The 21784-nt window shown below is 67.6% G+C and carries 21 protein-coding genes and 1 pseudogene; 11 read left to right on the top strand and 11 right to left on the bottom strand.

Annotated features, from left to right (window positions below):
• A pseudogene (locus EJC49_RS08000) lies at positions 1-309 on the bottom strand (hypothetical protein); the annotation flags it as partial.
• Positions 310-385: 76 nt separating this feature from the next.
• Between EJC49_RS08000 and bcoG the strand changes: the two are divergent.
• From bcoG to EJC49_RS07950, 9 genes are all read left to right on the top strand, one after another.
• Complete coding sequence (gene bcoG / locus EJC49_RS07995) at positions 386-1303, top strand: 3-dehydrocarnitine:acetyl-CoA trimethylamine transferase BcoG (protein ID WP_126699056.1); 918 nt, start codon at positions 386-388, stop codon at positions 1301-1303.
• Between the two features lie 11 nt (positions 1304-1314).
• The gene (locus tag EJC49_RS07990; protein ID WP_126699054.1) at positions 1315-2391 is read left to right on the top strand and encodes a 3-hydroxyacyl-CoA dehydrogenase NAD-binding domain-containing protein; all 1077 of its coding nucleotides are present in this window, start codon (positions 1315-1317) and stop codon (positions 2389-2391) included.
• A 202-nt stretch (positions 2392-2593) separates the two neighbouring features.
• Positions 2594-3757 (top strand): acyl-CoA dehydrogenase family protein, encoded by a 1164-nt coding sequence (locus tag EJC49_RS07980; protein WP_126699052.1) that lies wholly within the window; start codon positions 2594-2596, stop codon positions 3755-3757.
• Between the two features lie 208 nt (positions 3758-3965).
• Positions 3966-4709 carry a DUF2161 domain-containing phosphodiesterase gene (locus tag EJC49_RS07975; RefSeq protein WP_126699050.1) on the top strand — a complete coding sequence of 248 codons (744 nt, stop codon included), beginning with the start codon at positions 3966-3968 and terminating at the stop codon, positions 4707-4709.
• Positions 4706-6937: an acetate--CoA ligase family protein gene (locus EJC49_RS07970; protein ID WP_126699048.1), complete on the top strand. Its 2232-nt coding sequence runs from the start codon at positions 4706-4708 to the stop codon at positions 6935-6937. Before EJC49_RS07975 ends, EJC49_RS07970 begins: the two co-directional genes overlap by 4 nt.
• Positions 6938-6975: 38 nt before the next feature.
• Positions 6976-7758 (top strand): carnitinyl-CoA dehydratase, encoded by a 783-nt coding sequence (locus tag EJC49_RS07965; RefSeq protein ID WP_126699046.1) that lies wholly within the window; start codon positions 6976-6978, stop codon positions 7756-7758.
• Between the two features lie 220 nt (positions 7759-7978).
• Entirely contained in the window at positions 7979-8920 is a 942-nt protein-coding gene (locus tag EJC49_RS07960; RefSeq protein WP_126699044.1) for an alpha/beta hydrolase fold domain-containing protein, read from the top strand.
• 112 nt (positions 8921-9032) lie between these two features.
• Positions 9033-9509 carry a CAP domain-containing protein gene (locus EJC49_RS07955; RefSeq protein ID WP_126699042.1) on the top strand — a complete coding sequence of 159 codons (477 nt, stop codon included), beginning with the start codon at positions 9033-9035 and terminating at the stop codon, positions 9507-9509.
• 226 nt (positions 9510-9735) lie between these two features.
• Positions 9736-11292 (top strand): MFS transporter, encoded by a 1557-nt coding sequence (locus tag EJC49_RS07950; protein ID WP_126699040.1) that lies wholly within the window; start codon positions 9736-9738, stop codon positions 11290-11292.
• A gap of 46 nt (positions 11293-11338) precedes the next feature.
• On the opposite strand, the gene EJC49_RS07945 is transcribed toward EJC49_RS07950, so the two are convergent.
• The 8 genes from EJC49_RS07945 to EJC49_RS07910 all read right to left on the bottom strand — a co-directional run bounded on the left by EJC49_RS07945 (position 11339) and on the right by EJC49_RS07910 (position 20006).
• Positions 11339-12172, bottom strand: a complete 834-nt coding sequence (locus EJC49_RS07945) for an alkaline phosphatase family protein (protein WP_126699038.1) — start codon at positions 12170-12172, stop codon at positions 11339-11341.
• Positions 12173-12179: 7 nt separating this feature from the next.
• On the bottom strand, positions 12180-12479 hold the full coding sequence (locus tag EJC49_RS07940; RefSeq protein WP_126699036.1) for a type II toxin-antitoxin system RelE/ParE family toxin: 300 nt from the start codon (positions 12477-12479) through the stop codon (positions 12180-12182).
• The gene (locus EJC49_RS07935; RefSeq protein ID WP_126699034.1) at positions 12476-12721 is read right to left on the bottom strand and encodes a type II toxin-antitoxin system ParD family antitoxin; all 246 of its coding nucleotides are present in this window, start codon (positions 12719-12721) and stop codon (positions 12476-12478) included. The genes EJC49_RS07940 and EJC49_RS07935 overlap by 4 nt, the downstream gene beginning before the upstream one ends.
• 48 nt (positions 12722-12769) lie before the next feature.
• Positions 12770-14446, bottom strand: coding sequence for an ABC transporter ATP-binding protein (locus EJC49_RS07930; RefSeq protein ID WP_126699032.1), 1677 nt, complete (start codon positions 14444-14446; stop codon positions 12770-12772).
• Positions 14439-15269: an ABC transporter permease gene (locus tag EJC49_RS07925; RefSeq protein WP_126699030.1), complete on the bottom strand. Its 831-nt coding sequence runs from the start codon at positions 15267-15269 to the stop codon at positions 14439-14441. Before EJC49_RS07925 ends, EJC49_RS07930 begins: the two co-directional genes overlap by 8 nt.
• Positions 15270-15279: 10 nt before the next feature.
• Positions 15280-16236: an ABC transporter permease gene (locus tag EJC49_RS07920; RefSeq protein ID WP_126699028.1), complete on the bottom strand. Its 957-nt coding sequence runs from the start codon at positions 16234-16236 to the stop codon at positions 15280-15282.
• A 16-nt stretch (positions 16237-16252) separates the two neighbouring features.
• Positions 16253-17839 carry an ABC transporter substrate-binding protein gene (locus EJC49_RS07915; protein WP_126699026.1) on the bottom strand — a complete coding sequence of 529 codons (1587 nt, stop codon included), beginning with the start codon at positions 17837-17839 and terminating at the stop codon, positions 16253-16255.
• 154 nt (positions 17840-17993) lie between these two features.
• The gene (locus EJC49_RS07910) at positions 17994-20006 is read right to left on the bottom strand and encodes a CocE/NonD family hydrolase (protein ID WP_126699024.1); all 2013 of its coding nucleotides are present in this window, start codon (positions 20004-20006) and stop codon (positions 17994-17996) included.
• A gap of 167 nt (positions 20007-20173) precedes the next feature.
• Between EJC49_RS07910 and EJC49_RS07905 the strand changes: the two genes are divergently transcribed.
• Together EJC49_RS07905 and EJC49_RS07900 are read left to right on the top strand one after the other, a co-directional pair.
• On the top strand, positions 20174-20422 hold the full coding sequence (locus tag EJC49_RS07905) for a type II toxin-antitoxin system Phd/YefM family antitoxin (RefSeq protein ID WP_126699022.1): 249 nt from the start codon (positions 20174-20176) through the stop codon (positions 20420-20422).
• Positions 20412-20693, top strand: a complete 282-nt coding sequence (locus EJC49_RS07900; RefSeq protein WP_126699020.1) for a type II toxin-antitoxin system RelE family toxin — start codon at positions 20412-20414, stop codon at positions 20691-20693. Before EJC49_RS07905 ends, EJC49_RS07900 begins: the two co-directional genes overlap by 11 nt.
• Before the next feature lie 12 nt (positions 20694-20705).
• Here EJC49_RS07900 and EJC49_RS07895 read toward each other — a convergent pair whose 3' ends face one another.
• Positions 20706-21299 (bottom strand): nucleoside deaminase, encoded by a 594-nt coding sequence (locus tag EJC49_RS07895; RefSeq protein WP_126699018.1) that lies wholly within the window; start codon positions 21297-21299, stop codon positions 20706-20708.
• Positions 21296-21784, bottom strand: a 489-nt coding sequence (locus EJC49_RS07890; protein ID WP_126699016.1) for an ureidoglycolate lyase, incomplete at its 5' end; no start/stop codon positions are given. The genes EJC49_RS07895 and EJC49_RS07890, both read right to left, overlap by 4 nt.

Here is a 21784-nt window from a genome sequence, read left to right as displayed (position 1 = left end):
ATGCGGGTCAACCCCGCCTCGACCGGAAAGCTCATCGCGATGTCGGCGGCCGAAAACGTCGGCCCGGCCTGCTTGGTCGAAACGGCCGGACACCGCGACGGGCAGGCCCGACGTCGTGATCGCCGGCTGGCCGTCGGCCGAGACGATCGTCCAGTCGAAAAGCGTTTCGCCCGCCACGCGATTGGCGGCGCGCAGCGGATCGATCGCCGAGGCGACGCACATGATCGACGCGCCCGAAAAGACCAGCACGGTCAGCGTCAGCGGCGAGCGCTCGGCGCGGAAGATCGAAGCGACTTCGTTTTTCATCAAATGAAATTCGTAAATCGTGAAGCGAAGGCTTGCAAGGCGGGGGATGCTCCCCACGACAGCGAACCGGAGGAACTCGATGCCGCTTTCCATGAACCGCGAGGTCTTCATCACCTGCGCCGTCACCGGGTCCGGCGGCACGCAGGACCGATCGCCGCACGTGCCGCGCTCGCCGCAGCAGATCGCCGACTCGGCGATTGCGGCGGCGAAGGCGGGTGCCGCCGTCGTCCACTGCCATGTCCGCGATCCGGAGACCGGCAAGCCGCGCCGCGACGTCGCGCTCTACCGCGAGGTGACCGAGCGCATTCGCGATGCCGAGGTCGACGTGGTCCTGAACCTCACCGCCGGCATGGGCGGCGACATGGTGTTCGGCGACGTGGAAAACCCGCTGCCGCTCAAGGAGCAGGGCACCGACATGGGCGGCGCTTCGAACCGTGTCGAGCATGTGCGCCAGTGCCTGCCGGAAATCTGCACGCTCGACTGCGGCACGATGAATTTCGCCGAGGCCGACTATGTGATGACCAACACGCCCGGCATGCTGCGCGCCATGGGCGGGATGATGACGGCCATGGGCGTGAAGCCGGAGATCGAGGCCTTCGACACCGGCCATCTCTGGTTCGCCAGGCAACTGGTGGAAGAGGGCACGCTCGCCCCCCAGGCGCTGGTGCAGCTGTGCATGGGCGTGCCATGGGGCGCGCCCGACGATCTCAACACCTTCATGGCGATGGTCAACAACGTCCCGTCCGACTGGACCTGGTCGGCCTTCGCGCTCGGCCGCAACCAGATGGCCTATGTGGCGGCCGCCGTGCTCGCCGGTGGCAACGTGCGCGTTGGACTGGAAGATAACCTGTGGCTGGACAAGGGCGTGCTCGCCACCAACGCGCAGCTGGTGGAGCGTGCCGTGACGATCATCGAGAACATGGGCGCGCGGGTGATCGGCCCCGCCGAGGTGCGCCAGAAGCTCGGGCTGACGAAGCGCGCGCCGCTGGCCGCATGAGGGGACATGCCATGACCATCAGCAAGGCAGCGTGCATCGGCGGGGGCGTCATCGGCGGCGGGTGGATCGCCCGGCTGGCGCTGAACGGCATCGACGTCTCCGTCTACGACCCGCATCCCGAGGCGAGCCGAAAGGTCGACGAGGTGATGGCGAATGCCCGCCGCGCCTATGCCCGCATGGCGGTGAAGGGCCTGCCCAAGGAAGGCAAGGTGCGTTTTGCCGGCTCGATCGCCGAGGCGGTGAAGGGCGCCGACTTCATCCAGGAAAGCGTGCCGGAGCGGCTCGACGTGAAGCTGAAGACGCTGGCCGAGATCGAGGCGGCGGCCCCGGCGGACGCGCTGATCGGCTCGTCCACCTCCGGCTTCAAGGCGACCGACATGGCCCGGGACATGGCCCATCCCGAGCGCTTCCTCGTCGCCCACCCGTTCAACCCGGTCTACCTGCTGCCGATCAACGAGATCGTGCCGGGCGAGAAGACGAGCAAGGCTTTCGTCGAGCGCGCGCGCGCGGTCTACACCTCCATCGGGATGAAGTGCGTCGTCATCAACAAGGAGATCGACGCCTTCGTCGGCAACCGCCTTCTGGAAGCGGCCTGGCGCGAGGCGCTCTGGCTGATCAAGGACGGCATCTGCACGGTCGAGGAACTCGACGACATCATGCGCTACGGCTTCGGCCTGCGCTGGGCGCAGATGGGCATGTTCCAGACCTACCGCATCGCCGGTGGCGAGGCCGGCATGCGCCATTTCATGGCCCAGTTCGGTCCGGCGCTCGCCTGGCCCTGGACCAAGCTGATGGACGTGCCGGAGTTCAACGACGAGCTGGTCGACATGGTCGCCACGCAGTCCGACGCGCAGTCCGGCCAGTGGTCGATCCGCGAGCTCGAGCGGATCCGCGACGAGAACCTGATCGGCATCATGGAAGCGCTGGCCAAGGCCGAGAAGGGCAAGGGCTGGGGCGCGGGCGAACTGCACAATGCCTATGTGAAGCGCCTCGGCAAGGCGGCCAGCAAGAAAGTGTCGAAGGCGGCCGAAAAGGCGAAGGCGGGCAAGCCGAAGAAGGCGGAGTCCGCGAAGGCGAAGAAGAAGTGATGGCGATGCGCGTCGAGACCCCCCTCTGCCCAGCCGGGCATCTCCCCCTCAAGGGGGGAGATTGGCGGCTCGGATGTACGCGCCACATTCGCGACGGAGGCGATTGGCGAAAGTCTGGGCGCCACCCGATCTCCCCCCTTGAGGGGGAGATGGCCGGCAGGCCAGAGGGGGGTGCACCTGCCTGGACGATGGAGGTCTACCCATGCATTTCGGCCTGACCGACGAACAGAAACTCATCGTCGAGACCACCCGCGCCTTCGTGGAAAACGAGCTCTACCCGCATGAGCGCGAGGTGGAGCGCACCGGCCGGCTGGAGATGGACCTGGTCCGCGAGCTCCAGCGGAAGGCGATGGCGGCGGGGCTCTATGCCGCCAACATGCCCGAGGCGGTGGGCGGCGCCGGGCTCGATACGCCGACCTGGCTGCTCTACGAGAAGGAACTCGGTCGAGCGAACTATGCCCTGCACTGGACCTGCGTGGCGCGGCCGTCGAACATCCTGCTCGCCGGCACGGACGAGCAGAAGGAGAAGTATCTCTACCCCTGCATTCGCGGCGAGACCTGGGACTGCCTGGCCATGACCGAGCCCGGCGCGGGATCGGACCTGCGCGGCATGAAGGCGACCGCCGTGCAGGACGGGACCGACTGGGTGCTCAACGGCACCAAGCACTTCATTTCCCATGCCGACATCGCCGGTTTCGCCATCGTCTTCATGGCCTCGGGCGAGGAAGAGACCCCGCGCGGCAAGCGCAAGAAGATCACCGCCTTCTTCGTCGGCAAGGGCACGCCGGGCTTTGCCGTTCGCGACGGCTACCGCAACGTCTCGCATCGCGGCTACACCAATGCGGTGCTGGAATTCGACGACTGCCGCCTGCCGGCCGAACAGGTGCTGGGCGAGGTGCATCGCGGCTTCGAGGTGGCGAACTCCTGGCTCGGCGCCACCCGCCTGCAGGTGGCCGCAACCTGCCTCGGCCGGGCCGAGCGCGCGCTGGGCCACGCGATCGACTATGCCGCGCAGCGCGAGCAGTTCGGCCAGCCAATCGGCAAGTTCCAGGGCGTCTCGTTCAAGCTCGCCGACATGGCGACGGAACTGAAGGCGGCAAACCTGCTCACCTTCGAGGCCGGCTGGAAATACGATGCCGGCACGGTCACCGACGAGGACATGGCCATGGCCAAGCTGAAGGCGACCGAGATGCTCGCCTTCGTCGCCGACGAGGCGATCCAGATCCATGGCGGCATGGGCCTGATGGACGACCTGCCGCTGGAGCGCATCTGGCGCGACGCGCGTGTCGAGCGCATCTGGGAAGGCACATCCGAAATCCAGCGCCACATCATCTCTCGCGCGCTGCTCAGGGCGGTTGGGGGATGATGGGCGGCAGGTCCATGGCTGGTGCGCCGGTAGCCCCGGTTCCGGCCGGAACAACCCCCACCCCTTACCCCTCCCCACAAGGGAGGCGGAAACGTCTCGCGTCCCCCCTCCTCCTTGTGGGGAGGGGTAAGGGCTGGGGGCTCGCCGGGCGCAAACCTGTCGGACGTCGAGCCCGATGCCAACGAGATGACGCGCGCGGGCCTTCCACATGACCGCCCCATCCCGCGTCCGCGAGGCCGACCTCTACTTGCCCGTCAAGCGCCTGCTCGAGGGGCAGGGCTACACGGTCAAGGGCGAGGTGGGCGCGGCCGACGTCGTGGCGCTGCGCGCGGGCGACGACGAGCCGGTGATCGTGGAGCTGAAGGCCGGCTTCTCCTTGTCGCTGTTCCACCAGGCGATCGACCGGCAGGCGCTGACGGATGCGGTCTATGTCGCGGTGCCGCGCGGGTCGGGGCGCGCTTGGCTGAAGGCGCTGGTCGAAAACCGCAAGCTCTGCCGACGGCTGGGGCTCGGGCTGATCACGGTGACGCTCTCCGACGGTTTCGTCGAAATCCACTGCGACCCGGAGCCCTACCGGCCGCGCCCGTCGAAGCCGCGCAGGGCGCGGCTGCTCAAGGAATTCGCCAGGCTCGTCGGCGACCCCAACACCGGCGGCATGACGCGGCGCAACCTCGTCACCGCCTACCGGCAGGAAGCGCTCAAGTGCCTGCGTCTGCTTGCCGGGCAGGGGCCGACCAAGGCGGCGGCTGTCGCCAAGGGGACGGGCGTGCCGCATGCGCGCCGGCTGATGGCCGACAATCATTATGGCTGGTTCGAACGCGGGGACGCCAAGGGTGTCTACGGGCTGAGCCCCAAGGGCGCCGCCGCCGTCACCGACTATGCGGCCGAGATCGACCGTCTCGTGTCGGCCAGCCATCCCGCAGACAGTCCACAACCGGGCGTGACCCCATGACCGACCAGCCTCGCGACCTCGCCCGCCTGCTGCGCCCGCGCTCCATCGCCGTGATCGGCGGCGGCTTCTTCGCGCCCAACGTGGTGAAGCAGAGCCTCAAGATGAACTTTGCCGGCGACATCTGGCCGGTCCATCCGACCCGCGACGAGGTGGCCGGCGTCCGGGCCTACAGGAGCCTCGCCGACCTGCCGTCGGCGCCCGACGCGACCTTCATCGGCGTCAATCGCAACCTCACCATCGAGGTGGTCCGAGACCTGCGCGCCATGGGCGCGGGCGGGGCGATCTGCTTTGCCGCCGGCTTCAAGGAGACGGGCGCCTATGATGCCGAGGGCGAGGGCTTGCAGGCGGCGCTGATCGAGGCGGCCGGCGACATGCCGGTGATCGGGCCGAACTGCTACGGCCTGATCAACTATGCCGATGGCGCGCTGCTCTGGCCCGACCAGCAGGGCGGGCGGCGACTGGCGCCGGGCGAAAAGGGCGCGGCGATCATCACCCAGTCGTCCAACATCGCCTGCAACCTCACCATGCAGACCCGCGGCCTGCCGCTCGCCTTCCTGATGACGGCCGGCAACCAGGCGCAGACCGGCCTGTCGGACATGGCGCTGGGCCTGATCGAGGACGAGCGTGTCTCCAGCCTCGGCCTGCACATCGAGGGCTTCGATTCCGTCGCCGGCTTCGAGCGGCTGGCCGCGCGTGCGCGCGAACTGAAGAAGCCGATCGTCGCCATGAAGGTGGGGCGCTCGGAACAGGCGCGGGCGGCCACGATCTCGCACACCGCCTCGCTGGCGGGTTCCGATGCGGCATCGGATGCGTTCCTGAAACGGCTCGGCATTCCCCGCGTCGACACGATCCCCGCCTTCCTGGAGACGCTGAAGCTCCTGCACGCCATCGGCCCGCTGCCGGGCGGCAGGCTCTCCTCGATGAGCTGTTCGGGCGGCGAGGCCTCGGTGATGGCCGACACGGTGGTGGGCCGCCGCGTGCATTTCCCGGCGCTGGCGGCCGCGCACCGCGCGCGCGTCGAGGCCGCGCTCGGGCCGCTGGTCGCGGTCGCCAATCCGCTCGACTACAACACCTACATCTGGGGCAAGGAGGACGCGCTGACCGCCGCGTTCTCCGCCATGGTCTCCGGCGGCTTCGACCTGAACCTCTTGGTGCTGGACTTCCCGCGCACCGACCGCTGCTCGGATGCCGACTGGTGGCCGACGGTCAACGCCTTCGAGAAGGCGCTGAAGGCGAACGGCGCGCGCGGCGCGATCGTCGCCTCCATGGGCGAGAACCTGCCCGAAAGCCACGCCGAAGAGCTGCTGCGGCGCGGCATCGTGCCGGTCTGCGGCATCGCCGAGGCGGTGGATGCGGCCGAGGCGGCGGCGATGGTCGGGGCGGCGTGGGGGCGGCTGCCGCATGATCCCACAAACAGGCAATCACCTGCTTCGGCCGAACGCCCCCTCCACCATGCTTCGCATGGTCCCCCTCCCCCGCTTTGCAGGGGAGGATCCAGCGGCGGTGGCGGCCGCGACCTGAATCCTCCCCCGTTCACGGGGGAGGGGGACCACGAAGTGGTGGAGGGGGCGCCGGCAAAACGATACCCCAATACCCAGCCCGATGAAGCCGCCGCCAAGGCGCTGCTCGCCGCCGCCGGCCTGCCCGTCCCCGCCGGACGACGTGCGCAGACCGCCGACGGGGCGGTGCGGGCAGCCGAGGCGCTCGGCTTCCCGGTCGCGGTGAAGGCGCTGGGCCTCGCGCACAAGTCGGAAGCGGGCGCCGTCAAGCTCAACCTTCGCGACGCGGCCGCCGTGCGCACGGCCGCCCAATCCATGGCCGGACTGGGCACCGGCCTCCATGTCGAGCGCATGGTGACGGGCGGCATCGGCGAACTCATCGTCGGCGTCACCCGCGATCCGCTGTTCGGGCCGGTCATGACGATCGGTTCCGGCGGGGTCATGGTGGAACTCATGAAGGATTCGGCCACGCTTCTGCTGCCGTCCTCGCGCGAGGACGTCGAGGCGGCGCTGCGCTCGCTCAAGCTGTTTCCGCTGCTCGACGGTTTTCGCGGACGACCAAAGGCGGACGTCGGCGCTGCGGTGGCGGCGATCCTCGGCATTGCCGATTTCGCCCTGTCGCATGCGAACGGCCTGGAAGAGCTCGAGGTCAACCCGCTGATCGTCTGCGCCGAAGGGCATGGCGCTTGGGTGGCGGATGCGCTGATGGTGGTGTCGAATGACGCCTGAGCGCGAACCATTCCGGCGAACAAGGCAAGGAGGACACCATGACTGACGTCATCACCACCCGCACCGAGGGCGCGATCCTGGAAATCACGCTCGACAGGCCGAAGGCCAACGCCATCGACCTCGCCACGTCGCGGCTGATGGGCGAGACCTTCAAGGCCTTTCGCGACGATCCGGCGCTCAGGGTCGCGATCGTCAAGACCGCGGGCGACAGGTTCTTCTGCGCCGGCTGGGACCTGAAGGCGGCGGCCGGCGGCGATGCGGTCGACGGCGACTACGGCGTCGGCGGCTTTGCCGGGCTGCAGGAGCTGATCGACATGAACAAGCCGGTGATCGCCTGCGTCAACGGCATGGCGGTGGGCGGCGGTTTCGAGCTGGCGCTGTCCTGCGACCTCATCTACGCGTCGGACCACTCCTCCTTCGCGCTGCCGGAGATCCGCGCCGGCACGCTGGCCGATGCGGCCACCGTCAAGCTGCCGAAGCGCATGCCCTATCACGTGGCGATGGACCTCCTGCTCACCGGCCGCTGGATGGACGTGGCCGAGGCGCATCGCTGGGGCCTCGTCAACGAGGTGCTGCCGGCCGACAGGCTGGAGGACCGCGTCTGGGAGGTCGCCCGCCTGCTCGCCGGCGGCCCGCCGCTCGTCTTCGCCGCCATCAAGGAGGTCGCGCGCGAGGCCGAGGCGATGGGCTTCCAGGAGGCGATGAACTGGATCACCAAGCGCAAGTTCCGCACCGTCGACGCGCTCTATGCGTCGGAGGACAACATGGAAGGGTTCCGCGCTTTCGCCGAGAAGCGCGACCCGGTGTGGAAGGGGAAGTAGGGATGGGAGCCCTGGTCGAGCCCTACGGCGCCCCCCTCTGGCCTGCCGGCCATCTCCCCCACGAGGGGGGAGAACCGCAGCTCGGGCGACAGCGCTCCCTTTGCATCAATGGCGATAGGCGAAGACGGCCGCGACGGCCGATCTCCCCCCTCGTGGGGGAGATGGCCGGCAGGCCAGAGGGGGGCGCGAAGGAACGCGGCTCTTCCGAGAGAGCACCGAAATGACAGACTACACCAAACTCATCGACGCCGAGACCTGGGCCTTCATCGAACGGACCAATTCGTTCTACCCGCCCGACACGATCGACGCGACGATCGACGGCCAGCGGGCGATCTACGACCGGATGTGCCGCGAGTTCCACGCGGGCCATCCCGACGGCATCGCGGTGGAGACGACGGCGATCGGCACCGCGACGCATTCCATCCCCATCCGCATCTATACGCCGACCGCTGCCGCGCCGGCCGCGCTCGTGCTCTATTTCCACGGCGGCGGCTTCGTCGTCGGCGGGCTGGAGAGCCATGACGACGTCTGCGCGGAGCTGGCGAAGGGCTCCGGCTGCACGGTCGTCTCCGTCGACTACCGGCTGTGTCCCGAACACGTGCATCCGGCCGCCTTCGACGATGCGATGGCGGCCTTTCGTTGGGCGGCGGACGGCCAGGCCCTGCCGATCCTGCTGGCCGGCGATTCGGCCGGGGGCAACCTCGCGGCGGCCGTGGCGCACCACACGCGCGGCCACCCGCGCGCGGCGATCGGCCAGGTGCTCATCTATCCGGGCCTCGGCGGCGACCAGACGAGAGGCTCCTACGTCACCCATGCCGAGGCGCCGATGCTGTCGGTGCGCGACATCGACTTCTACCGCGACATCCGCGCCGGCGGCGCCGACATCACAGGCGACGTCTCCTTCGCGCCGCTGTTCGACACCGACTGTTCCGGCCTGCCGCCGACGGTGGTGGTCACGGCGCAGTGCGATCCCCTGTCGTCCGACGGCGAAGCCTATCGCGACCGCATCCTCGCCGCGGGCGGCAAGGCCGTCTCGTTCGAGGAGGCGGGGCTGGTGCATGGCTATCTGCGGGCGCGGCATTCCGTCGAGCGCGCGCGGCAAAGCTTCGCGCGGATCGTGGCGGCGACGGCGTCGCTGGCAAAGGGCGCGTGGCCCTACTGAGCGAGGCGACGCTCGCACGTCTTCGGATGTCGCGGCCCTGCCCGAGGATTGACGCAATCCTGCGGCAACGGCAGCACCATCGGCGCATGCCCCCGAACCTGACAGGACGCCCATGGTCCCCTTTCTTCGCCACGCAGCCTTGATCGCGCTTGTCGCGCTACCCGCCGGGTGCAGCGTGATGTCGCTCAACCCGTCGATCGACACCGCGAGCGTCGGCGCCTCGGCGAGCGCCCAGGAGGTCTACGGCTACGTGCGCAGCTCGGCCGGCCTGTCCGCCGCAAGGCCCGATCCGGCGCTGGAAAAGGCGGCCATGCAGCAGGCGCGCTACATGGCCGAGACGGGCCGCATGGTGCACACGACCGGGCGCGGCCGCGACTTCTCCACCCGCATGCGCCAGAACGGCGTCGAGGGGCCGGCGGCGGAAAACATCGCCCACGGCCGGATGGCGGTCGCCAAGGTGTTCCAGATGTGGGTCGACAGCCCGCCGCACCGCAAGAACATGCTCGACCCGCGCTTCTCCCGCTACGGCCTCGCCTCGGCCGCCGACGCCGAAGGCCGGCGCTACTGGGCGCTGGTCATGGGCAAGTAGCGCCGCCTCACGATTTCCTTTCGTGCCGCTCGTCCGCGCGGCACGCGTCCATCGCGCCTCCGCGCGGCTCCTGACGGCAGGCTGTCAGGGGCGTCCGTCTAGTGTCCGGCGCATGGCGAGGGCGCGCGTGTCTGCCGGCATGCAGCCCTCCCGGCGACGTTCAATCCGTCGGTCGCGGTCGCGCATTGCCGGCGCGCCTGCGACGGCCAGACCGGAAGGCGACACGATGACACCGAACCCCGCAATTGACCACCACCCCACCCCTCCCAGGGCGACGCGACGCGAATGGATCGGCCTCGCCGTCATCGCGCTGCCGTGCCTGCTCTACTCGATGGACCTCACCGTCCTGAACCTCGCCGTTCCCCAGCTCACGGCGGATCTGAAGCCGAGCGCCTCGCAGCTTCTCTGGATCGTCGACATCTACGGCTTCATGGTGGCGGGCGCTCTCATCACCATGGGCACGCTGGGCGACCGGATCGGCCGTCGCAAGCTGCTCGTCATCGGCGCGGTGGGGTTCGGGGCGGCGTCCGTCCTGGCCGCCTTCTCCACCAGCGCCGGCATGCTGATCGCGGCCCGCGCGCTGCTCGGGCTTGCGGCCGCCACTCTCGCGCCGTCGACGCTGTCGCTCATCCGCAACATGTTCCTCGATCCGGCGGAGCGCACCGTCGCCATCGGCATCTGGATCTCCAGCTTCTCGGCCGGCGCCGCCATCGGGCCGCTGGTCGGGGGCATCCTGCTCACCTGGTTCTGGTGGGGCTCCGTCTTCCTCATCGCGGTGCCGGTCATGGTGCTGCTCGTCGTCCTGGCGCCGCTTCTTCTGCCCGAGTATCGCGACCCGCAGGCCGGGCGGCTCGATCTCGTCAGCGCCGCGATGTCGCTGGTTGCCGTGCTGTCGGTGATCTACGGCGTCAAGCGCATCGCGGAAGGCGAGGCGGGCTTTGCGGCGCCCGTGGTGATCGCGTTCGGCGTTCTGGTCGCCCTGGCCTTCCTGTGGAGGCAGCGCCGCATGGCCGACCCGCTGGTCGATCTGTCGCTGTTTTCCTCCGCCGCCTTCAGCGCCTCGCTGGCCGTCAACATGCTTGGTTTCTTCGCCGCCTTCGGCATCTTCCTGCTCACGGCGCAGTATCTTCAGCTGGTGCTCGGGCTCTCGCCCTTCATGGCGGGCATCTTTTCGGCGCCGTCGGCGCTCGGTTTCATCGCCGGCTCCATGCTGGCGCCAGCATTGCTTGCCCGGGCGCGCCCGGCCTTCGTCATGGCGTCGGGCTACGCCCTCGCGGCGGCCGGCTTTCTCGTCATCGCGCTGTCGGCGGAGACCCAGTCCCTGGCCCTCATCATTCTCGGCTACGTGCTTCTGTCGCTCGGGCTCGGACCGGTCTTCACGCTTGCGACCGATCTCATCATCGGCACGGTGCCGCCGGAGCGGGCGGGCTCGGCCGCCGGTCTTGCCGAGACGAGTTCCGAGCTGGGCGGCGCCCTGGGCATCGCGGTGCTCGGCAGCGTCGTCACGGCGATCTATCGCCGGACGATCTCCGTACCCGACGGCATTGCGCCGGACGTCGCCGAGCGGGCGCGCGACACGATCGGCGGCGCGGTCGCCGAAGCCCTGGTCCTGGGCGATGCCGGAGAAGGCCTGACGGTCGCCGCGCGGTCCGCCTATGCGCAGGCCTTCGAGTTCGCGGCGCTGCTCGGCGCCGGCGGACTGCTCGCGGCCGCCGTGGCTGCCGCGATCCTGCTCAGGACGGTCACGACAAGCGGCGCGGAGGGTGCGGAGCAGGCCGCGTGACGGTCTGGATCGCGCGGCCGGTCGCCGCCGCGACCCGCCGTCACCCTCACGAGAGGAACGGCTTTGCCTTCATCGTTTCCGGCACGGGCACGCCCAGCCGCGTGAGGATGGTGGGGGCGAGCTGGAGCTGGTCGAGCAGCGTGTCCTCCGCCGGGCCCTGGCCGTCGCCGAAATAGTACAGCGCAAAGTCCTGCTGCAGGTCTTCGCGGCCGCCATGATGGCCGCGGTCGGTCTGGCCGTGGTCGGCCGTCACCATCACCTCGTAGCCGGCGGCGCGCCATTTCGGCAGGAAGGCCGCCAGCATGGCGTCGGCCACCGCGCAGGCATGGTCCATCGGCGTGTTGTCGTGGCCGAAGCGGTGGCCCATCGAATCCAGCGTGCAGGTGTGCAGGATGCCGTAGTCGATGCCGTGGCGCTTCGCGAGCATGGTCAGCGTGGCGAAAAGGTCGACGTCCGACGGCGTCATCTGGTTGTCGTGGCCATAGCCGGTCATGGTGTGGAAGCGGCCATGGGTGATCGGCCCGGCCGGCTCGTCATACTCCATGTCCTCGACCAGGTCGAAGGGATGGCTGCGGAAGAATTCCGACCAGTAGGAATGCGTCACCGCGCCGGTCTTGCCGCCGGCCTTCGTCACTTCCGAGAAGATGTCGGGCTGCGACACGCGGAAGCGGACCTCGTTCGACAGGATGCCGTGCACTTGCGGCGACACGCCGGTGTGGATCGACGCATAGCAGCAGGCCGAGGTGGAGGGCAGCACCGCGCGCATCTTCCACACCCGCGCCTCGCCGGATTGCACCCAGCCTTCCAGATTGCCGAACAGCCGGCGCCAGTTGCGCCACGGCACGCCGTCGAGGATGATGAGGAGGAGTTTGCGCTGCATGGAGTGGTCAGTCCTTGAGATGGGACGAGTGATTCATACGCTGGTGAAGGACGCGCATCACCTCGATGGTGCCGTCAGCAGCCGACTTGTAGAAGATGAAGTGCGAACCGATCGCAAGCCGCATATAGCCATGTCTATACTGGCTCGCGGATCGACCTGACACGTCACGCGAGGCCAAACGCCCGAAGCAATCCTCGATCATCGTCACGTAGCGATCAGCTTGGTCAGTACTCCAGGTTTCGGCCGAGTAGACCCAGATATCACGGAGATCGGATCGTGCGGCAGGCGAAACCGTGAAGCGGCTCATTTCGCGTGTGTGCGGTGCATCTCTGCGAGGAATTCCTGCAGATCGAACGGCTGAGGCAATCCACTCTCCTCGCCCTCGATGAGCGCCGCGCGAACGGCCTCGATATGGGCTTCCCTCTCTTCAAGCAGCTTCAGGCCTTCCTGCACGACCTCGTTGGCCGAGGCATATCGTCCTTCCTCGACCTGCTGCTCGACGAATTCGCTGTAAGGCGTATCCAGCGATATGGTGGTGCGCTTGTTCATGGGAACAGAATACCAGACACGATACCTCCGGCCAATCCGCCCCGCGCCTCAGTTCCCCGCCGCTTCCATCCGCCGGCCCTTGATCGCCTTCTCCAGCCAGCCCACCTCCATCTCGGGCACCGACGACAGCAAGAGGTCGGTGTAGGCGTCGAAGGGCGGGCTGAGCACCTGGCTCTTGGAGCCGTAGCGAACCACCGCGCCGCGATACATGACGGCAATCGAGTCGGCGATGGAACGCACGGTGGCGATGTCGTGGGTGATGAAGAGATAGGCGACGTTCTCGACCGCCTGGAGGTTCAAAAGCAGCTTCAGGATGCCGTTGGCCACCAGCGGGTCGAGCGCCGACGTCACCTCGTCGCAGATGATGAGCCGGGGCTTGGCCGCCAGCGCGCGGGCGATGCAGACGCGCTGCTTCTGGCCGCCGGACAGCTCGGCCGGATAGCGGTCGAGGAAGCCCTTGCCCATCTCGATCTCTTCGAGAAGCTCCGCCACGCGCCGGTCGCGCTCGGCGCCGCGCATGCCGAAGTAGAATTCGAGCGGCCTCCCGATGATGGTGCCCACCGTCTGGCGCGGATTCATCGCGACGTCGGCCATCTGGTAGATCATCTGCAGTTCGCGCAGGTCGTTCTTCGTCCGGTCGGCCAGCTTCGCCGGCAAGGTGCGGCCATCGAAGGTGATGGAGCCTTCGCGCGGCGGCAAGAGGCCGGTGATCGCGCGCGCCAGCGTCGACTTGCCCGAGCCGGATTCGCCGACGACGGCGAGCGTCTGGCCCGGATGGATGTCGACCGTGACGTTCTTCAACACGTCCACCACGCCGCCGCCATAGGCAGCCGTCACGTTCTTGACCGACAGCAGCGGCTTGTCGCCGGGCGTCTTTTCCTCGTGCTCGATGCGGTGCACCGACACCAGCTGGTTGGTGTAGTCCTTGCGCGGTTCGCGGATGATCTGGTGCGTGTCGCCCCATTCGACGAGCTTGCCGTGCCGCAGCACCATGATCTCGTCCGACACCTGGGCGACGACGGCCAGATCATGGGTGATGTAGAGCGCGGCGACGCCGGTGTCGCGGATCGCGTCCTTGATCGCGGCAAGCACGTCGATCTGCGTGGTCACGTCGAGCGCCGTGGTGGGCTCGTCGAAGACGATCAGGTCCGGCTCGGAGCACAGCGCCATGGCGGTCATGACCCGCTGCAGCTGGCCGCCGGAAACCTGGTGCGGATACCGGTTGCCGATCACCTCCGGGTTGGGCAGGCTGAGCTTCTTGAACAGCGCCACCGCCCGCTTTTCCGCCTCGGCGCGGTTCGCCACGCCGTGCAGCATGGCGGCTTCCACCACCTGGTCCATCAGCTTGTGGGCCGGGTTGAAGGCCGCCGCCGCCGATTGGGCGACGTAGCAGACTTCCTTGCCGCGCAGCTTGCGCAGGCCGCCGATGCCGCTCTTCAGGATGTCGCGCCCGTTGATGATCACCTGGCCGCCGGTGATGCGCACGCCGCCGCGGCCATAGCCCATGGCCGACAGGCCGATGGTCGACTTGCCGGCGCCCGATTCGCCGATCAGGCCGAGCACCTTGCCGCGCTCGAGCGTGAGCGAAACACCGTCGACGATGACGATGTCCTTCGGCGCTTCGCCGGGCGGATAGACCGTCGCCTCGATCTTCAGGTCGCGGATCTCGAGCAGCTTGTCGGGGGTTTTCCCGACACCCTGGGCCGATGCGGGCGCCTTAGCCATTGCCGCGGCCTCCCTTCAGGCTGGTGGTGCGGTTGAGGATCCAGTCGGCGACGAGGTTGACGGAGATGGCGAGCACCGCGATCGCCGCGGCCGGTATCAGCGCCGCGGGAATTCCGAACACGATGCCTTCCTTGTTCTCGCGCACCATGCCGCCCCAGTCGGCCTCCGGCGGCTGGACGCCGAGGCCGAGGAAGGACAGCGCCGAGAGGAACAGCACGGCGAAGATGAAGCGCAGGCCGAGTTCGGAGACCAGCGGCGACAGCGCGTTCGGCAGGATCTCGCGGAAGATGATCCAGCCGCGGCCTTCGCCGCGCAGCTTGGCCGCCTCGACGAAGTCCATGACGTTGATGTCGACGGCCACCGCGCGCGACAGGCGGTAGACGCGGGTGGAGTCCAGGATGCCCATCACCAGGATCAGGGTCAGCACCGTGGACGGCAGCACCGACAGGACGACGAGGCCGAAGATCAGCGTCGGGATCGACATCAGGAGATCGACGAGACGCGACAGGATCATGTCGAACCAGCCGCCGATGACCGCTGCCGTGAAGCCCAGGATCGCGCCCAGCGAGAAGGACAGGGCGGTGGCGAGCCCGGCGATCAGCATCGTCGTCTGGGCGCCATAGAGCATGCGCGACAGGAGATCGCGCCCGAGATTGTCGGTGCCGAGCCAGTGCTCGGCGCTCATCGGTTCCCAGACGTCGCCGACGATCTGGCTCAGGCCGTAGGGCGCGAGGACCTGCGCGAAGACGGCGGAAAACACGAGCACGACCGTCAGGAACAGGCCGATGGCCGCCCCGATCGGGATGGTTTTCAGGTCAGGCATCGATGTCCCCTCACTTCGGATGCCTCAGGCGTGGATTGGCCAGGATGGCTGCGATATCGGCGATGATGTTCAGGCCGATGTAGACGGCGGCGAAGATGAGGCCGACCGCCTGCACGACCGGCACGTCGCGCTTGGAGACGTGGTCGACCAGATACTGGCCCATGCCCGGATAGACGAAGATCACCTCCACCACGACCACGCCGACGATCAGGAAGGCGAGGTTGAGCATGATGACGTTGACGATCGGCGCGATGGCGTTCGGGAAGGCGTGCTTGCGGATGATGTCGAAGCTCGACAGGCCCTTGAGCTCCGCCGTCTCGATATAGGCCGACTGCATCACGTTGAGGATCGCGGCCCGGGTCATGCGCATCATGTGGGCGAGGACGACCAGCACCAGCACGGTGGCCGGCAGCACGATGGCGTTCAGCTTGTCGGCCAGCGGCATGCCGGCATAGACGGTCGAGATCGACGGGAACCACTGCATCTGCACGGCGACGAAGAAGATCAGCAGGTAGCCGATGAAGAATTCCGGCAGCGAGGTCGAGGCCAGCGCGAAGCCCGAGATCGCCTTGTCGATCGGGCCGTTGCGGTAGCGCACCGCCAGAAGGCCGAGAATGACGGCGAGCGGAACCGACACGATGGCGGCCCAGAAGGCGAGAAACAGCGTGTTCCACAGGCGCGGCATCAGCGTGGAGGCGATGGGCTGGCGCGTGGTCAGGGCGGTTCCCAGGTCGCCGGTCAGCACGCCGCCGAGCCAGGAGAAATAGCGCACGATCGCGGGATCGTTGAGGCCGAGCTCGCGGCGCAGGTTGGCCAGCGCCTCGGGCGTGGCGGATTGTCCGAGGATGGACTGCGCGACGTCGCCGGGAAGGATCTGCGTGCCGGCGAAGATCAGCACCGACACGGCGAAGAGGAGGAGAACGCCCAGCGCGATGCGCTGGGCGATCAGGGTCAGGATGGGTGACACGGCTCGTCGAACCGTATCAGGCCTTCACCCAGCATCGGGCGAGCGCGTAGCCGTCCATCAGTTCGTGGTTCACGCCGTCGCCATAGCCGCCGACCTTGTCGCTGATGGCGTCGATGTACTGGTTGAACATCGGCAGGATCAGGCCGCCCTCGTCGCGGACGATGATCGACATCTCGCGATAGAGATTCTTGCGCTTGTCCTGGTCCAGTTCGGCGCGCGCCTCGATGAGCAGCTTGTCGAACTTCTCGTTGAAGAAGCGGGTGTCGTTCCAGTCGGCGCTCGACAGATAGGCGGTCGAGTACATCTGGTCCTGCGTCGGACGGCCGCCCCAGTAGGAGGTCGAGAAGGGCTGCTTGTTCCACACTTCCGACCAGTAGCCATCGCCCGGCTCGCGCTTCACCTCGATGGTGATGCCGGCCTTGGCGCAGGTCTGCTGGTAGAGCTGGGCGGCGTCGACGGCGCCCGGGAAGGCCACTTCCGACGTGCGCAGCAGCACCGGGCCGTCATGGCCGGACTTCTTGTAGTGGAAGGCCGCCTTGTCGGGATCGTAGGCGCGCTGCTCGATGTCGTCGGCAAACAGCGGGTAGGACGAGTTGATCGGGAAGTCGTTGCCCACGGTGCCGTAGCCGCGCAGGATCTTGTCGACCATCTCCTCGCGGTCCATGGCGAGCTTCAGCGCCATGCGCAGGTCGACATTGTCGAACGGCGCGGTGTTGCAGTGCATGATGAAGACGTAGTGGCCGGGGCCGGACACCGTCTTGATCTCGACGCCCGGCACGCGCTTGATCAGGTCGACGATCTTCGGCTCGACGCGGTTGATCATGTGCACCTGGCCGCCCTGCAGGGCCGACGTGCGGGCGGTCGGATCGTTGACGACGATGATCTCGACCTGGTCGGCGAAGCCTTCCTTGTCCGGCTGCCAGTAGTTGGCGAAGCGCTCGCCGACGTAGCGGACGCCCGGCTCGTTGACGGCCACCTTGTAGGACCCGGCTGAGATGCCGGCGTCCGGCGCGTCCTTGCCGCCGTTCGGCTGGATGATCAGGTGATAGTCGGCCATCAGGTAGGGAAGGTCGGCGTTCGGCTCCTTCAGGGTGATGACCACGTCGCGGCCGTCGACCTTCATGGATTCGATGCCGCGCATGATGCCCAGCGCGCCGGACTTCGAATCCTCGTTGGAGTGGCGCTCCAGCGTCGCCATCACGTCTTCGGCGGTGACGGTCTTGCCATTGTGGAACTCGACGTCCTGGCGGATCTTGAAGGTCCAGACCTTGGCGTCGTCGGACGAACCGATTTCCTCGGCGAGGCGGTTCTCGAGCCCGCCCGGCGCCAGCTGCACGAGATACTCGCCCCAGCACTTGGCGAAGTTGAACGGCACCTGGCTGAGGAAGGTCGCGGGGTCGAGGCTGTTGGTCGCCTCGCCGCCCTGCAGGCCGGCCTTGAGGATGCCGCCGCGGACGGGCGCCTGCGCCTGCGCGGCGCTGGACAGGAGCATGTTGGCGAAGGGCGCGGTGATCCCGAGCGCCGCGGCGCGACCGAGGAAATCACGGCGGCTCAGGCGGCCTGACGCCACGTGACGGCTCAGGAATTCGAGTTCTTTCGACATGGATTGCTCCTCATTTTGAAACGGTTGCCCCTGGCCCATTGTATTGGGCTCTGTGTGACAAGGATATTGCCGTCAAGGGAACCCCGGCGGCAAGACCGAAAGCGACATTCCGTGGCGTAAACGGCGTGTCGCAATTGAATGGGCGGTGACGCGATCAGATCAGGTCGCGCTTGATTTTATTGCTGAATTGTCTGGAGAACACAACCCTTTGCCCCTCGAAAGCCTCGATTCGTCCTTCGAGGTGGAAGTGCTCGGCGTCCGATCGCATGCTCGTTCGGGTCTCGGTCCGCACCCGCCAGTCGCCCCGTCCGAGCGTCTCGGTCCAGTGGGTCTGGCCCATGGCCGACAGGGGATCGGCGGGATCGATCGTCCATGTCTCGCGGGCGATCGTGCCGTTCTCCAGGCCATGCTCGAGGTCGCGGTCCTCGCCGAAATCGTCGAGGATGTCGAGGGTCACCAGCCCGGTCGAGGCGTCCCGCGTCACCTCGCGCCGGTTCGTCGCCTTGCGCAGGTTTTCGATGCGCCAGCGCGGCGCGCCCTCGGGCTCCTTAAAGCGCCACTCGTCGGCCGTCTCCCCGGACGCACGAACCGGCAGGTCGAGCGCGGCCTTGTGCAGGGTCAGCGTCACCGGTTCGGGCGAGGGCCACACCAGCGGCCAGTAGGTGGACGAGATCGCGACCCGCAACCGGTGTCCCGGCTTGACCGAATAGGCCACGTCGTCGAGGCGCAGCGCCACCTCCATGATCTCGCCGGGAGCCACCGGCTGCGGGAACTCGCGCGAGGCGCGGTGGCACAGGTTCATGACGCCATAGGTGATGCGGGTGGAGGCGCCGTCCGGCTGCACGTCGCAGAGGCGCACGGCGACCATCGCCACCGGCCTGTCCGCGGCAATCTTCATGCGCAGCACCGGGCCGCCGACGATGTCGAGATCGGCTTCCAGCGGGGCCTGGTCGAAGCAGGCCGATTTCGCGTCGTCCACGCGCTGGTCGCCCGGCAGTTCCGGGCCGAGCCAGATGGCGCAATACTCGCCGCCCGCCATGCCGCAATCCTGCGGCGACGCGATGGCGAGGTCGAGCGCCGCCGCATCGCTCTTCGCCAGCACGCCGCCGGGCATGAGCGTCAGTGTCTGCTTACCGATGGTGGATGACGGCCAGTCGCGCTCGGCGATCCAGCGGCCGGGGCGCTCCTCGTACCAGTCCCGCGGCGGCACCGAATCCATCAGGTAGACCCGCATGGCCGGATCGTCCTCCACGCCGGTGTCGGCGTCCTTCAGCCAGCGGTCCCACCAGCGCAGCGCCTCCTGCAGGAAGCCGATCGCCGGCTTCGGCACCGCGAAGTGCGGATATTTGTGGATCCAGGGGCCGACGATGCCCTTGGCCGGCGCGTTGGTGATGCCGGTCACGAGGCGCGACACGGCATTCTTGTAGGCGTCGCCCCAGCCGCCGATGGCCAGCGTCGCCGCCTTGATCCTGGAAAAATCCTCGCAGACCGAGCCGCGCTTCCAGTAGGCGTCGCGGTGCTGGTGCGACAGCCAGAGCGCGGGCAGGAAAGGTTCGTGCTCCAGCCGGTCGAGCCACATGTCGCGCCAGCGGTCGCCGACGATCGCCGGGTCGGGCGACCGCGACGAGTAGGCGAGCATCGTGGCGCCCCAGCCCTGGTTCTCGTTGAGCAGCAGCCCGCCCTTGTAGTGGATGTCGTCGGCATAGCGGTCGTCGGTGGAGCAGAGCGTGATGATCGCCTTCAGCGCCTCGGGCTGCATGGCCGCCACCTGCAACGCATTGAAGCCGCCCCAGGAAATGCCCATCATCCCCACGCGGCCGTTGCACCAGGGCTGGCTTGCGGCCCAGGCGATCACGTCGCAGGCGTCCTGCAATTCCTGCTCGGAGTACTCGTCCTCCATCAGCCCTTCGGAATCGCCGTTGCCGCGCATGTCGACGCGCAGGCAGGCATAGCCGTGGCCGGCGAAATAGGGGTGGGTGAGGTTGTCGCGTGCGATCGTGCCGTCGCGCTTGCGGTAGGGCAGGTGCTCGAGGATGACCGGCACCGGGTCTGCCTCGGCGTCCTTGGGAATCCAGGCGCGCACCGACAGGCGGCAGCCGTCGGGCATGACGATGCCGAGATCGGGGTGCTCGACGACCTTGCGGGGAAATTCGGTGACGATCTTCATGGGGGCCCTCTTTGCTGGCCGCAGTCAGCCATGGGGGATTTCCCCACGCAATGCGCCAGCGCGACGAGGACATTGGCGATTGCGGCGTGAGCCGGAACAGAGGTGACTGGATAAACGCGGAATTTGGTGCTAAATAACGATCCATTCATAACACTGGAGTTCGTACCATGCCTCATAGCGTCCTTTCGCGGGTGACGGCCAGCGTCTCCGAACTGAAGCGCAATCCGATGGGGACGGTGGCGGCTGGGGAGGGCGAGGCGGTGGCAATCCTCAACCATAATCGGCCGGCCTTCTATTGCGTCCCGGCGGAAGCCTTCGAAGCGATGATGGATCGCCTCGAGGATCTCGAACTCAACGCCATCGCCGATGCGCGAAAAGGCGAGACGCGGATTCCGGTCGATCTCGATGAGATATGAGGTCGAATTCCTGGAGTCGGCTCTCAAGGAATGGAAGTCGCTTGGCGCCACCGTGCGCGAACAGTTGCGTAAGAAGCTGAAAGAGCGCTGTGAAAACCCTCATGTCCCGGCGGCGCGGCTTCACGGCAGTGCAAACCGGTACAAGATCAAGCTGAGGAGCGCCGGATATCGCCTCGTCTACGCCGTGGAGGACCATAGGCTGGTCGTGCTGGTGATCGCCATCGGCAAGCGTGACCGATCCGAGGTCTACGAGAGGGCGAATAAGCGCTGACGCGATGCCCCGTCAGTTCAGCGGGATGTCGTTGGCGTCCTTGCCGTCCTGGTAGATCGCGGACAGTTCGTCATAGGTCTTCGCGATGGCTGCGATGCGGGCCTCGATGCGCGCCCTGTCCGCATCGGGCAGGGCGGCGGCGAGCTTTCGGATCGAATAGCTCTTCCAGAACTCGTTCTCCGCAGCATAGCCGCCCGGTTCCAGCGTGAATACCGCCTTCAGGATCTTCAGGTCGTGCGGAATGGCGAAGGCGTCGCGCGAATCCTCGTGGCTGAACAGGTAGTAGAAATTGTCGAAGCCGGTCCAGGTGATGGCCGACAGGCAGAGCGAGCAGGGTTCGTGGGTGGCGATGAAGATGCAGTCGCCGGTCGGCGGCCGCTTCTCCTTCGGCAATTCGTAGAACCGCTTCAGCGCGTGCACCTCGCCATGCCAGAGCGGGTTTTCCAGCTCGTTGTTGGTCTCGGCCAGCACCAGCGATCCATCGGCCTTGTTGAGGATCGCGGCGCCGAAGAGCTTGTTGCCCTTCTCCACGCCGGCCCTCGTCATCGGCACCACGTCCTTCTCGATCACGTCGAGCAGGCGGTCGAGCAGGGCTGCGTCGGTCATGCGCGGGTTCCTTCGGGAAGGGTGACGATCCAGGGCTCCTCGAAGACATGTTCCTCGAGGTTGTTTCCGTCGCCGCCGCGGTCGACCACGAGAAAGTCCTGCGGCGCGCCGATCGGCGTCAGCACGGCGTGCCAGCGGCCGGCCGGATAGTTCACGCCCTGGCCCGGGCGGGTCACGAAGGCGCGCGGCGTGCCGGGGCCGCCGCCCGGCCCATCGGGGCAGACGACGACGAGGAAGGGCGCGGGCGTCAGCGGCATGAAGGCCTGGCTGCCGAGCGGGTGGCGCTCGACCAGCGTCAGCTCGAGCGGGAAGGGATAGGGCGTGCCCTTGAAGATCGAGACGAGCACGCGGGCGTTTTCGCCTTTCGCCTCGACCGTCGCCAGATCGTGGTAGCGTTCGCACTTCCCGCCATTGATCGGATAGTGGCGCGCGCCTTCGGTCTCGATCACGTCGCCGAAGGGCGCGAAGGCCTCGCGGGTGAGGGG

This window comes from Aquibium carbonis (assembly GCF_003970795.1).
Taxonomy (GTDB): Bacteria; Pseudomonadota; Alphaproteobacteria; order Rhizobiales; family Rhizobiaceae; genus Aquibium; species Aquibium carbonis.
Note: the sequence above shows the minus strand (reverse complement) of the source record. Positions and strands in the feature narration are given on the sequence as shown.

What these genes read in the sequence shown, in the direction of transcription:
- bcoG (WP_126699056.1), top strand. Translation starts at nt 386, where the DNA reads ATGCCGCTTTCCATGAACCGCGAGGTCTTCATCACCTGCGCCGTCACC.
- EJC49_RS07990 (WP_126699054.1), top strand. Translation starts at nt 1,315, where the DNA reads ATGACCATCAGCAAGGCAGCGTGCATCGGCGGGGGCGTCATCGGCGGC.
- EJC49_RS07980 (WP_126699052.1), top strand. Translation starts at nt 2,594, where the DNA reads ATGCATTTCGGCCTGACCGACGAACAGAAACTCATCGTCGAGACCACC.
- EJC49_RS07975 (WP_126699050.1), top strand. Translation starts at nt 3,966, where the DNA reads ATGACCGCCCCATCCCGCGTCCGCGAGGCCGACCTCTACTTGCCCGTC.
- EJC49_RS07970 (WP_126699048.1), top strand. Translation starts at nt 4,706, where the DNA reads ATGACCGACCAGCCTCGCGACCTCGCCCGCCTGCTGCGCCCGCGCTCC.
- EJC49_RS07965 (WP_126699046.1), top strand. Translation starts at nt 6,976, where the DNA reads ATGACTGACGTCATCACCACCCGCACCGAGGGCGCGATCCTGGAAATC.
- EJC49_RS07960 (WP_126699044.1), top strand. Translation starts at nt 7,979, where the DNA reads ATGACAGACTACACCAAACTCATCGACGCCGAGACCTGGGCCTTCATC.
- EJC49_RS07955 (WP_126699042.1), top strand. Translation starts at nt 9,033, where the DNA reads ATGGTCCCCTTTCTTCGCCACGCAGCCTTGATCGCGCTTGTCGCGCTA.
- EJC49_RS07950 (WP_126699040.1), top strand. Translation starts at nt 9,736, where the DNA reads ATGACACCGAACCCCGCAATTGACCACCACCCCACCCCTCCCAGGGCG.
- EJC49_RS07945 (WP_126699038.1), bottom strand. Translation starts at nt 12,172, where the DNA reads ATGCAGCGCAAACTCCTCCTCATCATCCTCGACGGCGTGCCGTGGCGC.
- EJC49_RS07940 (WP_126699036.1), bottom strand. Translation starts at nt 12,479, where the DNA reads ATGAGCCGCTTCACGGTTTCGCCTGCCGCACGATCCGATCTCCGTGAT.
- EJC49_RS07935 (WP_126699034.1), bottom strand. Translation starts at nt 12,721, where the DNA reads ATGAACAAGCGCACCACCATATCGCTGGATACGCCTTACAGCGAATTC.
- EJC49_RS07930 (WP_126699032.1), bottom strand. Translation starts at nt 14,446, where the DNA reads ATGGCTAAGGCGCCCGCATCGGCCCAGGGTGTCGGGAAAACCCCCGAC.
- EJC49_RS07925 (WP_126699030.1), bottom strand. Translation starts at nt 15,269, where the DNA reads ATGCCTGACCTGAAAACCATCCCGATCGGGGCGGCCATCGGCCTGTTC.
- EJC49_RS07915 (WP_126699026.1), bottom strand. Translation starts at nt 17,839, where the DNA reads ATGTCGAAAGAACTCGAATTCCTGAGCCGTCACGTGGCGTCAGGCCGC.
- EJC49_RS07910 (WP_126699024.1), bottom strand. Translation starts at nt 20,006, where the DNA reads ATGAAGATCGTCACCGAATTTCCCCGCAAGGTCGTCGAGCACCCCGAT.
- EJC49_RS07905 (WP_126699022.1), top strand. Translation starts at nt 20,174, where the DNA reads ATGCCTCATAGCGTCCTTTCGCGGGTGACGGCCAGCGTCTCCGAACTG.
- EJC49_RS07900 (WP_126699020.1), top strand. Translation starts at nt 20,412, where the DNA reads ATGAGATATGAGGTCGAATTCCTGGAGTCGGCTCTCAAGGAATGGAAG.
- EJC49_RS07895 (WP_126699018.1), bottom strand. Translation starts at nt 21,299, where the DNA reads ATGACCGACGCAGCCCTGCTCGACCGCCTGCTCGACGTGATCGAGAAG.